Source organism: Chitiniphilus purpureus (assembly GCF_025642115.1).
Classification (GTDB): domain Bacteria; phylum Pseudomonadota; class Gammaproteobacteria; order Burkholderiales; family Chitinibacteraceae; genus Chitiniphilus; species Chitiniphilus purpureus.
This window is the reverse complement of the sequence record NZ_CP106753.1, coordinates 4,127,505-4,139,375: the sequence shown is the minus strand read 5'-3', so window position 1 is coordinate 4,139,375 and position 11,871 is coordinate 4,127,505. Positions and strand designations below refer to the sequence as shown.

Here is an 11,871-nt window from a genome sequence, read left to right as displayed (position 1 = left end):
GCACGGGCACCGCATCCGGCACCGGCATCACCCCATGGCGGTGCCGGCGGAATGCGGCGCGGGGATCAGGCGAACAGCTGGTCCAGCCTCAGCCCGCTTTCGATCAGTGCGTTGCTGCGGTTGACGACGTTGTTGCCGGTACTGCCCCCGGCCACCCAGTCGGCGACGGCGCCGAACACATGCTCCACCCCGGTCAGCCCCTGGATGTCATCGTTCAGGCCGCGGGCGAACAGCGGGATCTCCCGCTCGGGGAAAGGGGTGCCATACATCCCGCCCTTCACCGATTCACCGATCACCAGTACCGCGTTGCCGCGGCCGTGGTCGGTGCCCTGGTCACCGTTGGCGGCCAGCTGGCGGCCGAATTCACCGTAGATCACCAGCACAAGGTTGCGCCGCGCAGTGGCGTCCAGGTTCTGCCACAGCAGATCGAAGCCGCGCCCCTTGCCGAACAGGTCGATGAAATTGCCCTCGATATCGTCGCGTTGCAGCTTGTGCGTATCCCAGCCGCCGTATTCCATCGACAGCACCGGGGTGTTGACGACGCCGGACAGGGCCAGCACATCGTGCAGGTTGCGGATCTGCCCCCCCCAATAACGGCTCGGGTAGGGCACGGCGACATCGGAGTAGAGCGCCCGGATCGCGTCCGGCACCGGCAGCCGGGCGCCGTCGGTCAGGGTCTCGCCGCCGCCGAGCTGGGCGGTGACCTGCGCCCCCAGCTCGCGCAATGCGCGCTCATGCCGGGCGAGCCGGGCGAGCGCGGGGTCGCCGTTGAAGTTGCGGCCGGCGTAGTAGGACTTGAGACTGCGTGCCAGCACCAGTTCGGAACCGGTCTGCTTCCACACCGGATCGTTCGGATTGGTCACCCGCTCGGCCAGCGCAAGCTTGCGCGAATTGGCCAGGTTGAGCACCAGGTCGGCATTCGGCGGCTGGCCGTTGCCGCTGGGCGCAAGACAGAACGGGCGCGGTGTCTTGGTCAGCGCGCCGACGCGTGCGGTGCCGCCCAGCAGCGCCGCGAGCCGGCCACCCCAGCCCGGCTTGCGATCGATCGCCCCGCTGCCGCGGTCGCCCTGGTCCATCACCAGCAGCGAATGCGCATGGTCGCGCGAGGTGGCGCCGATCACGTTGTGGATCATCGCCACATTGCCGGCATCCCATTGCTCCTTGAGCCAGCCGCAGCTGGCAAGGATGCCGGCGCCGGCGGACACGGCCGTGCCGGGCTGGTTGAGCGACAGGTAGGCACTGGTGTAGCGCTGGGCGTAGCCGGCGATATTGCGCTGGGCGACGGCGATGCCCTGGCTGGCGGCGCGGGCGGCCCACCACCGGGCGGCATAGCTGTCGGCCGGTTGGTTGGCGGCGATGCCTGGGGCGAACAGATGTCGGAAATCGGGGCCGCCGGCCAGGGTCACCGAGACCAGGGTACGCCGGCCCAGGGTCACCGCAGCCTGGGCCGGCAGGATCAGGCCCGGGCAGGCATATAGGCCGCCGGCCAGCAGGCCCAGGCGCAGGAAGTCACGACGATGCATGGTGGTGCTCCGTTATTCGCCGCGCGCCACGTGGGCGTGCGGAATGGCAGACAGGAAGGCGATCGCGTAGGCGATGCGGCGGTTGGCGTCGCGCCGCTGCACCGTGTCGGTCGCGGCCAGTGCCAGCGGCTGATCGGCCAACTGCGACAGGCAGCGCGTGCCAAGGCCACCCGGCAGGAAGTCGCTGTCGCGAAACACGTACTCGGGGTCGGTGCCCGCCGCACCGTTGCCGGTGCAGTAGAAGCCGGCGTCGCGGCCGCTGCCCAGCAGGCTGTAGACATAGAGCCGCTCATGGTTGCCAAAGCCGGTCAGCCCGCCGATGAAACGCTGCCACAGCCATTCGGCCACCTGGGCGGTGCGCCAGGTGCGGTCCACGTGGGTCGGTGCCGCGAGACGCCAGTTCTTTTCCCAGCCCGGCGCCTGGGCGGTCAGCTCGACATTGCCGTCGCCGTCGACCCGGTTGATCCGCCAGATGCCGTCGATGCTGCGGTTGTACACGGTGCGGAAATGGTCGGCCGACACCGAGGTCTCCTCGCCGGTCTCATGGCCGAACACGTTGTGCACCGGTGAGAACGGCACGAAGCCTTCCTCCCAGTTCACCAGTGCGATCGGCGAGAACCAGGTGACCAGCTCGCTGTCCTGGCGGCTGAGTGCAAAGCGGTTCAGGAAGATCATGTTGCGTTCCAGCGGGGTCAGGTATTTCAGCCGGTCGGCGCGGTGGAACTGCTGTGAGATGGCGTAGGTGCGCAGGAAATCGAGCAGGCGCTTGTCCTGACCCATGTTTTTCCAATAGGCGCGCAGTTGCGCGATATCGGCGCTGGTGAGCCGGTCGTTGGCCAGCCCGCTGATGATCTTGACCGGCAGATTGTCTTCCGAGTCGGCATGGCGGATCGCCACTTCGGCCAGCGCGAACAGCTTTTCACGCGCCGTGGCCCCATTGATCGGCGCGTGCAGCACCTCCAGCGTGCCCCGATGGTGCGTATTGGCGTCGAACACCAGTTCCGGAGCGTCCTCGCTCGGCTCGGTCATCCCGGTCAGCACCTTGGCGGTGTTCTTGATGGTCACCACTTCGTGGTAGCTGTCCTCCCCGGCCTGGCGCGGCGTCACGTCTTCCAGCCGGCTGGTGCCCAGGATGCCGAAGAACAGCTGATGGAACTCGCGTGCGAAATCCTCGTTGCCGCGGAACACCCCTTTCACGTTGTCGTAGGTATTGCGTAGGTGGCCATATTGGCGCGCCACCGCGGCGGACATCGCGGCGCGTGCCAGGGTGCGCGAGTAGGTCTCGCCCGCGGACAACGATTTCAACAAGGTGTCGTAGAGCGCGCCGATCTGCTGGCGTGCCACGCCGGCCTCCTGGTTGGTGACGAGGTGGTAGTTGGTTTCCCAGAACAGCACGCGGTGCAGGAAAGGGTTGAGCCCCGGCGTGGCGCCGGCCTGCAGGCCGGTGTACTGCAGCCCGCCCCAGTCCAGCCCGATGCTGAAACTGGTGCGGTTGGTCGGCAGGAGTGGGCTCTGCGCACCGCTCCAATAGGCCGACAGACCGGCGAGTGTGCCGCCGGTGCTGCGCAGCGGGTCGGTCCCCTTGACGCCCAATGCCGGTGAGAGCCTGGAATTGAATGGCGTGAAGGTCAGCATCTCGACGATGGCAGCATGCGGGTCCTGCGCCGCCCAGGCGGCGATCTGCGCATCGGTGGCGTTGCTGCCATAGGCGAAGGTGCGCAGGATATTGCGCACCGCCGTTTCATTCCACTGCATCCTGGAAATGCTGGGCAAGGCGCTCGAAACCGGCAGCGGCGGCGCCGGCAGGGCATCCACCGGTGCAGGGGGAGGCGCGTTGCTGCCGGGCGTTTCGCTGCCTGTACCGCCGCTGCCGCCCTCACCACCGCCACCGCCACCGCCGCAGCTGGCCAGCCCCAAAACGATTGCGCAACCGAGCCCTGCCAGCGCAACGCGCGCCGGCACGGCACCCACCAAGGTGTGAGCCATGTGCTTGTATCCCCGGAAAACCCCAGGCCGGCCGGATATCTAGTTGCGCAGGCCTAGCGTGGACGCCGGCGTGCTGCCATCCGAAAAAGCTCGGCCAATTGACGAGCGGGCAAGGATCGCATGGAAGCGAAACGAAAGGCGGTACCGTATGGCGGTCAAAGGGGGATAACCGGCTATGCGGTCGGATGGATTCGACGAATGGCGTCCGTTGTAAGCACACAGATGAAACCCAGCGTAATTGCGGCTTGCAGCCCAGGCAAGACCTGACTTGTGCCTTGGAGAGGCCAATTTATGCAGATAAAATGTTACCGTTTGTCTACTCAGGGATGACAAGTGCGATAAACCACGTGTCATCAAGCCGCCCTGGAAGGCTGTGATGGTGGGGTTGCAAGGCCGGTAATAACGATCGAGGCTGACGCTGTATGGATAATTTTTCATGGACTGGAGTCAGCAAGTCGCCGGTGTTTGTGTGGAAAAGACATGTGCCTTGGCGAGGGATGGCCAACCTTGGCACAATCCGCCCACCTTTCCGGTTGTCAGCAATCCGATGAGCAATGCCGATCTGCTTTTCCGCAGCCGCCAGGCCGTGTGGCACCCCTGCACCCAGATGAAGCGCCATGAACGCCTGCCGTTGGTGCCACTGGCCCGCGGTGAAGGGGTGTGGCTGTACGATCACGACGGCAATCGCTATCTCGATGGCATTTCCAGCTGGTGGGTGAATCTGTTTGGTCATGGCGAACCACGCATCAAGGCAGCGATCAAGGCCCAGCTCGATACGCTCGAGCATGCGATGCTGGCCGGGTTCACCCACAGGCCGGTGGTCGAGCTCTCCGAGCGTCTGGCCGCCCGCACGGGACTCGGGCATGCCTTCTATGCCTCGGATGGCGCCTCTGCCACCGAGATCGCGCTCAAGATGAGCGTCCACTATTGGCGCAACAGTGGCCAGCCGGACAAGCACCGGTTTGTACACCTGCAAGGCGGATACCACGGCGAGACGGCCGGGGCGCTGGCGGTCACCGACGTGCCGTTGTTCCGCGCGGCGTATGCGCCACTGCTGCGCGACAACCTGCAGGCGCCCAGCCCCGACTGGCGTGCCGCGCAGCCGGGCGAGACACCCGAACAGGTCGCCGAGCGCGCGGCCGAGGGGCTGGCACGGCTGTTGGCCGAGCATGCCCCGCGCATTGCCGCGCTGATCCTGGAGCCGTTGGTCCAGGGCGCGGCCGGCATGGCGATGCACCATCCGAGCTATCTTGCGCGGGTACGCGCGCTGTGTGACCGCCACCAGGTGCATCTGATCGCCGACGAGATCGCCGTGGGCTTCGGGCGGACCGGCACCTTCCTTGCCTGCGAGCAAGGGTCGATCCGGCCCGATTTCGTCTGCCTCTCCAAGGGCATCACCGGCGGTTTCCTGCCGCTGGCCGCCGTGCTCACCACCGACGCCGTCTATCAGGCCTTCTACGACGATGACGCCGCCCGTGGCTTTCTGCATTCGCATTCCTACAGCGGCAATCCGCTGGCCTGCGCCGCCGCGCTGGCGGTGCTCGATATCTTCGAGCAGGACGACGTGCTCGCGGCCAACCGCGAACGCGGCGCACGCTGGCATGCGCTGTTCTCGCCGCTGGCGTCGCACCCGCGGGTGCGGCACCTGCGTCGCACCGGGATGATCTGGGCCTTCGACGTGGCCGACGCGCCGGCCGGCTTCCCGGGGGCGTTCTTCCAGGCCGCCTTGGCGAAGGGCGTACTGTTGCGCCCGATCGGCGGCACGGTCTACCTGATGCCGCCCTATACCATGAGAGATGACGAGGCGCGACAGCTCGCGCAGGGCGCGCTGCTTGCGCTGGAAACCGCATTGGTCGATGGCGCCGAGGAAAAAGATGTCGTTGTCGCTTAGATTGCCCGAGAAGGAGGCCAAGCTTGCCGGCTTCGTCGAAGTCCGGCCGAAGGCGCTGCGGGAATGGCTGGCAGGGCTGCCCAACCACAACCCGCTGGATGCGGGGCGGCAGGTGCTCGACGCGCTGGCCAGCTGCAACCGCGTCGAAGTGGATGCCGAAACGCGGATGAAGCTGCTCGACGAATACCAGGGCACGCTGGCGTTGCTGTATGGCGGGCTGGAAGCGCTCTACGTGTCGAGCGGCTTCCCGCTGCGCGACAAGGCGCGCCAGGCGGCGCTGCTGACCCGCAGCCTGTGGCTGGAGCTGGCCGACGGCTACAAGATCGCGCTGATCGAGCGCCTGGAGAAGCGCTTCGCCTTCGGTGGCGGCAAGCTCACCCCGCAGCTGATCCACCAGGTGCTGGCGATCTACTACCGGCTCTATCAGGTCTGCAGCCGGGTCTCGATGCTCATGCCACCCGGGGTATGGCGCGAAGCGCACCGGCTGTTCCGCTACGCGGTCGAGAACCGCCTCACCGACTATGCGCTGCCCGACCGCGAGGGCGCGCCGACCACCAGCATGCTCTACAAGCGCCTGCTGCTGCTCTCACTGTCCGACCCGCTGCGCTTTGCGCCGTCCGAGCTTGCGCGGGTGATCGACATCATCGACAAATACGCCCAGTTCGCGCATTTCCAGCCGGTGACAAGCCAATCGAGCGCGGCGGGTTGTTTCCTGGTCCGGCTCGACGAGGACGAAGGGGCGCATTACATCGGCAGCCGCAATGTCGATGACTACCAGGGCATGGCCATGCTGGTGGACACGCTGGAGCTGAGCAAGAAGCTGCACCGGGTGCTGGCCGGCCTGGAAGCCAAGATGCCGGCGGCGGGCGATCGGGCCAAGCTGCAGCTGTGGCTGGAAACGGTGCGCCGTCTGATCAAGCAGTGGAGCATCGCGCCCCGGCGGGTGTTCCAGCGCATCAGTGTCGAGGCGCCGATCGAACTGCGTCACGGGCTCGGCGCCACCGCGCGGAGCGTGCACGACGGCAACCCGCCGTTCGGCAACGGCCATTTCGGTGCAGCCGGCCTCGTGGGCGAGCTGCCGAGCATGGTCTGGCGGATCATCAACGAAAGCCCGGGCGGCTATGCGATCACCTCGCGCGAGGCGCCGGCTGAACAACTGCATGCGGGCGACGTGGTGGCATTGCGCCCGCAAGGCGGCCAGGGATGGATGGTGGCGGTGATCCGCTGGTTGCAGCAGTGCGAGGACGGTGCGCTGGAAATGGGGCTGCAGGTGCTCTCGCCCCGGGCCAATGCGGCCCTGCTGCGCCCGGCGCTGGTGCAATCCCGCTACGAAGCGGCACTGATGCTGCCTGCCATCGATTCGCTGCGGCAGCCTGCGCTGATCGCCACCACCCGAGGCAGTTACGCGCCGTTGCGCGAGATGCTGCTGCTGACCGGTGAGGGCGAACGTGTGGTGCGTGCCACCAAGCTGGTGGAGCAGCAGTCGGGCTACGATCTGTTCGAATACACCGAGTTGTGAGGCAGGCGGGCTGCCGTGGCGCGCGCTGCGGTGTAGCGGGCGCTCGGGATGCCGTGCAAGGGCCCGGCTGCCGACGATGCCGGCGTTGTCGTCCACGATTGGCCAGCAAGCGGCGGAGTGCCGGCAGCCAGTCGGAAGGCGCATCATAAGGCCATGTCCACGCACCGAGGCCATGCCGATGAAGACCGCCGATCCACCGCTGCCCTATGACGATGCGGCGCACCGCTGGCATGCCGTACAGCAGCGCGACGCCGGGGCCGACGGCGTGTTCTGGTACGCCGTGCGCAGCACCGGGGTGTATTGCAGGCCATCCTGCCCGTCGCGACCGGCACGGCGCGACAACGTCAGTTTCTGGTCCAGCCCGGCTGAGGCCGAGGCCGCCGGGTTCCGGCCGTGCAAGCGCTGCCGTCCCGACCTTGCCCCGGCCAGTCCGCACGTCGCGGCAATCGAACGTGCCTGCCGGGCCATCGAAACCGCCGAGACCCCGCCTTCGCTGGCGACGCTGGCGCAGCTTGCCGGGCTGAGCCGCTATCACTTCCACCGTGTATTCAAGGCCCTGACCGGCGTGACGCCGCGCCAGTATGCAGCGACCCGGCGTGCGGCACGTCTGCAGGATGGGCTGCGGCAAGGCCGCAGCGTCACCGCCGCCTATTTCGAGGCGGGATTCGGCTCCTCCAGCCGGCTTTACGAGCAAGCCGATGCCTTGCTCGGGATGAAGCCGGGCCGCTATCGCCTGGGCGGCGCGGGCGAGACCATCCGCTTCGGCGTCGGCCAGTGCGCGCTGGGCGCCATCCTGGTGGCCGCCACCGCGCGCGGGGTCTGCGCCATCGAGCTTGGCGATGATCCGCAGGCGCTGGTGCAGCAGCTGCAGGACCGTTTCCCGAAGGCCGAGCTGATCGGCGGCGATACGCAGTTCGAAGGCTGGATGGCTGCGGCGGTCGGCCTCGTCGAAGCGCCCGGCGTGGCTGCAAAGGCCCTGCCGCTGGATGTGCGCGGTACCGCGTTCCAGTGCCGCGTCTGGCAGGCGTTGACCGAAATCCCGCCCGGCGAGACGGCGAGCTACGCCGAGATCGCCGCACGTATCGGCGCGCCGGGCTCGGCCCGCGCCGTGGCGCGGGCCTGTGCCGGCAATGCGCTGGCGGTGGCGATTCCCTGCCATCGTGTGGTGCGCCAGGACGGCGGGCTGTCCGGATACCGCTGGGGTGTCGCGCGCAAGCAGGCATTGCTGACGTGGGAGGCCGGTCTGGCGCAAGCCGTGCCGCAGGGGGCTGAATGAGCACGCAGGCAAGCCCCTTTGTACGGTTGGCCGCATCCAACCTTGCAGCCCAGTCGGCGCAGCAGATCGGGCTGGCCGCAGCACCGCTGGTGGCAGTGCTGGCGCTGGGCAGCGACGTGACCGGCACCGGATTGCTGCAGGTGGCGCAGACCCTGCCCTTCCTGCTGCTGGCGATCCCGTTGGGCGTGCTGGCCGACCGTACCGCGCGTCGGTGGCTGATGGCGGCGGGCGAGCTGCTGCGGGCGGTGGCCTTTGTCGCCGTGGTGGTCCTGGCGGCGACGGACGCACTGAATCTGGGGTTGCTGGCGTTGCTCGCCTTCGTCGGCACCGCGGGCGCGGTGGCCTACAGCGTCGCCACGCCGGCACTGATCCCGGCCTTGGTGCCACACGGACAGTTGGCGCGCGCCAACGGGCAGATCGAGCTGGTACGCAGCCTCGCGCTCACCGGCGGGCCGGCGTTGGCCGGCCTGCTGGTCGGGCTGACGGGCGCCGGCGTCGCCTTCGCGCTCGCGGCCGGCCTGTCGGTCCTGGCGGCGCTGGCCCTGGCAGGCCTGCCCGAAGGGCATGGCGCGGCCGCGCCGCGCCGCGATTTCTACACCGAGCTGCGCGAGGGGACCCGGTTCGCACTGACCCAGCCGCTGCTGCGTCCGTTGTTGGCGACCTCGGTTTTGTTCAACATCGCCTATGTGGCGCTGCAGACAGCCTATATACCGTATGCGGTGCGGCATCTGGGGTTGAGCGGTGGCAGCATCGGCGTCACATTGGCGGCCTATGGCGCGGGCATGGTGCTGTCTGCGGTGGCGGCACCGCTTGTCACACGGCACTGGCGTGCCGGGCTGCAACTGGCGGCAGGCCCCTATGCGGCGCTGTTTGCCATCGCCGCCATGCTGGCCACGCTGTATTGGCCTGCCGCCTGGCTGGCTGCGGCCTGCTTCTTCTTGCTGGGCGCCGGTGCGGTGTTGTGGACCGTGGCGGCGACCACGCTGCGGCAGGCGGTCACGCCCGCGCCATTGCTGGGGCGGGTGTCGTCGATCAACACGCTTGCCACCTACGGGGCCCGGCCGCTGGGCGCCGCGTTCGCTGCCGCGATCGGTATGCTCGGAGGGGACGTGGCCTGCCTGGTGCTCGCCGCAATCTGCTTTGCAGGGCAGGCGGTCTGGGTCGCTGTTTCGCCGCTGCCCCGGCTGACCCGCCTGCCCGAACCCGCCGCGATGTGAAAAGTGCCGGGGGCATCACGGCATGCCCGCGGTATTTTTTCCGGCGCTTCGGCCATCCCCGCCTGTCTTCGCATATGCTCCCGCTTCGATGCCAGCCTGCATCCGGCGGCCGGGCCGGAGCGCCTGCGCCACGGTTCGGGCCGGCAAGGTTGCCGTGCCGTTTCGTCCTGCATGCAGACACCGAGGAGAGACCATGGCCGACGCCACAGTCGTGCCTTCGGCCCCGATAGGGGGTGATTGCGCAAAAGAGCCGATCCATATTCCGGGCAGCATCCAGCCGCATGGCTTCCTGCTGGCGCTGGATGAGCCTGGGTTGACGATCCGGCGTGCCAGCGTCTCGTGCGAATCCTGGCTGGATTGGCCCGCCGAGGCGCTGCTGGGCCGCACGCTGCACACGTTGATGCCGGTGCCGGACGCGCAGCTGGGACGGCTGTCGGCACTGGTCACCGAGGATGGAAGCCTGTTCTATCTGGGCGAGGTCGAGCTGCTGCGCCGCGATGGCTCGACTGCGCGGTTCCAGCTGGTGGCGCATCGCCATGATGGCGTACTGATGGTTGAGTTCGAGCCGGGCTCCACGCAGGGCGAGATGATGATGACGCCCTATGCCCTGCTGGCCGGCCTGTTGGGGCAGTTGCAGCATGCGGTGGATCTGCAGCGGCTGTGCGAGCTGGCGGTGGGAGAGGTCAAGCGCCTCACCGGCTTCGGGCGCGCGCTCCTGTATGACTTCGACCACGATGGCCACGGCCGGGTGCTGGCCGAGGCGTGCGATCCGGATTATCCAAGCTACCTGGGGTTGCATTTCCCCGCCTCCGACATCCCCGAGCAGGCGCGGGCGCTGTATCGGCTGAACCGGGTGCGCGTGATCCACAACGCCGATTACCAGCCTGTGCCGGTCGTGCCGGTGCTCGACCCACAGACCGGGCAACCGCTGGATCTAAGCCATTCCGTGCTGCGCAGCGTCTCGCCGGTGCATCTGCAATACATGCGCAACATGGGCACGCTGGCGTCGATGTCGATCTCGCTGGTGGTCGAGGGCCGGCTCTGGGGATTGATCTCCTGCCATGACCACATGCCGCACCCGGTGCCTTTCCATATCCGGACCGCGTGCGAGCTGCTTGGGCGCATCGTCTCGCTGCAGATCGAGGCCAAGGAGGCGCATGCGCTGAGCGGCCGGCGGCTGGAGCTGCGGCGTATGATCGTGCAGATGCTGGCGGCCATGGCGGACTGCGACAGTGTGGCGGCCGGGCTGCTGGCGGTGCCCGAGACGCTGCTGGCGTTCGGCCGGGCCGACGGTGCGGCCATCATCGCCGCCAACCACTGCGATCTGGTCGGCCAGACGCCGCCGCTGCCTGTGGTCAGGGCGCTGGCCGACTGGCTGCGCGAGCGTACCGCGCGCGGCCCCTGTTTCACCGACAACGCCGTACGCGATGTACCCGAATTGCCCGGCCTGGCCGACTCGATCGGCGGGTTTCTGGCGGTGTCGATCTCCGAGCTGCATGCACACTATCTGGTCTGGTTCCGCAGCGAGCGGCTGCGGACCGTCAACTGGGCCGGACAGCCCAAGAAGCAGGGCGAGGCGGGGCCGCTGACCCCGCGCAGCAGCTTTGCATTGTGGCAGGAGCAGGTGGCCCAGCACTGCCTGCCGTGGGATGAGGTCGAAGTCGACAGCGCGCTCGAACTGCGCAACGCCGTGCTCGGCATCGTGCTGCGCAAGGCCGAGGAAATGGCCGGCCTCGCCGAGGAGCTGCAAAAGACGAACAAGGAGCTCGAAGCGTTTTCCTACAGCGTGTCGCACGATCTGCGCGCCCCGCTGCGCCATATCGCAGGCTATGCCGAGCTTCTGGAGAGCTACGACGGCGCCCAGCTTTCCGAGCGCGGCCAGCGCTATCTGGAACATATCGCGCAGTCGGCCCGCTTCGCCGGCACGCTGGTGGACAATCTGCTGACCTTCTCGCAGATGGGTCGCTCCGCGCTGCGGCCCAGCGCGGTCAACCTGAATAACACCATTGAGGCGATCCGGCGCGAGATGGTGCCCGACTACGAAGGGCGGCAGATCGACTGGGTGGTCCACCCGCTGCCGCAGGTGACCGCGGACGCGGCCTTCCTGCACCTGGCCCTGCGCAACCTGCTTGCCAATGCCATCAAGTACACCCGTTCACGCGAGGCGGCACGGATCGAGATCGGCAGCTGGGAGGTGGCGGACGAAGTCGTGGTCTACATCCGCGACAACGGAGTAGGCTTCGACATGCGTTATGTGAGCAAGCTGTTCGGCGTATTCCAGCGCCTGCACCGGCTGGACGAATTCGAAGGCACCGGTATCGGCCTTGCCAGCGTGCGGCGCATCATCGAGCGCCACGATGGCCGGGTATGGGCCGAGGGCGTACTGGGCGAGGGTGCCACTTTCTATTTCGCGCTGCCGGCCAAGGCGGCGCCGCATCGTGCGCGTAGCGGAGGATGAC

The 11,871-nt window shown here is 67.7% G+C and carries 7 protein-coding genes; 5 read left to right on the top strand and 2 right to left on the bottom strand.

Annotation, left to right across the window (positions count from 1 at the left end; translation table 11 throughout):
* Nucleotides 1–65: 65 nt before the first annotated feature.
* Nucleotides 66–1,523: a DUF1501 domain-containing protein gene (locus tag N8I74_RS19095; RefSeq protein ID WP_263124797.1), complete on the bottom strand. Its 1,458-nt coding sequence runs from the start codon at nt 1,521–1,523 to the stop codon at nt 66–68.
* Between the two features lie 12 nt (nt 1,524–1,535).
* A complete protein-coding gene (locus N8I74_RS19090) occupies nt 1,536–3,509 on the bottom strand; it encodes a DUF1800 family protein (protein ID WP_263124795.1) in 1,974 nt (657 codons plus the stop codon).
* Nucleotides 3,510–4,056: 547 nt separating this feature from the next.
* On the opposite strand from N8I74_RS19090, the gene bioA reads away from it, so the two are divergent.
* The 5 genes from bioA to N8I74_RS19065 all read left to right on the top strand — a co-directional run bounded on the left by bioA (nt 4,057) and on the right by N8I74_RS19065 (nt 11,870).
* Nucleotides 4,057–5,400, top strand: coding sequence for an adenosylmethionine--8-amino-7-oxononanoate transaminase (gene bioA, locus N8I74_RS19085; protein ID WP_263124794.1), 1,344 nt, complete (start codon nt 4,057–4,059; stop codon nt 5,398–5,400).
* Nucleotides 5,384–6,919, top strand: coding sequence for a hypothetical protein (locus N8I74_RS19080; protein WP_263124793.1), 1,536 nt, complete (start codon nt 5,384–5,386; stop codon nt 6,917–6,919). The genes bioA and N8I74_RS19080 overlap by 17 nt, the downstream gene beginning before the upstream one ends.
* 178 nt (nt 6,920–7,097) lie before the next feature.
* Nucleotides 7,098–8,195: a bifunctional DNA-binding transcriptional regulator/O6-methylguanine-DNA methyltransferase Ada gene (gene ada / locus N8I74_RS19075; protein WP_263124792.1), complete on the top strand. Its 1,098-nt coding sequence runs from the start codon at nt 7,098–7,100 to the stop codon at nt 8,193–8,195.
* Nucleotides 8,192–9,412 (top strand): MFS transporter, encoded by a 1,221-nt coding sequence (locus N8I74_RS19070; protein ID WP_263124791.1) that lies wholly within the window; start codon nt 8,192–8,194, stop codon nt 9,410–9,412. Before ada ends, N8I74_RS19070 begins: the two co-directional genes overlap by 4 nt.
* A 193-nt stretch (nt 9,413–9,605) precedes the next feature.
* Entirely contained in the window at nt 9,606–11,870 is a 2,265-nt protein-coding gene (locus N8I74_RS19065) for an ATP-binding protein (protein WP_263124790.1), read from the top strand.
* The last annotated feature ends 1 nt before the right edge of the window (nt 11,871 follow it).

Bases quoted from the DNA above. Each gene is read 5' to 3' on its own strand.
- ada (WP_263124792.1), top strand. From the start codon at position 7,098: ATGAAGACCGCCGATCCACCGCTGCCCTATGACGATGCGGCGCACCGC.
- N8I74_RS19070 (WP_263124791.1), top strand. From the start codon at position 8,192: ATGAGCACGCAGGCAAGCCCCTTTGTACGGTTGGCCGCATCCAACCTT.
- N8I74_RS19090 (WP_263124795.1), bottom strand. From the start codon at position 3,509: ATGGCTCACACCTTGGTGGGTGCCGTGCCGGCGCGCGTTGCGCTGGCA.
- N8I74_RS19080 (WP_263124793.1), top strand. From the start codon at position 5,384: ATGTCGTTGTCGCTTAGATTGCCCGAGAAGGAGGCCAAGCTTGCCGGC.
- N8I74_RS19065 (WP_263124790.1), top strand. From the start codon at position 9,606: ATGGCCGACGCCACAGTCGTGCCTTCGGCCCCGATAGGGGGTGATTGC.
- N8I74_RS19095 (WP_263124797.1), bottom strand. From the start codon at position 1,523: ATGCATCGTCGTGACTTCCTGCGCCTGGGCCTGCTGGCCGGCGGCCTA.
- bioA (WP_263124794.1), top strand. From the start codon at position 4,057: ATGAGCAATGCCGATCTGCTTTTCCGCAGCCGCCAGGCCGTGTGGCAC.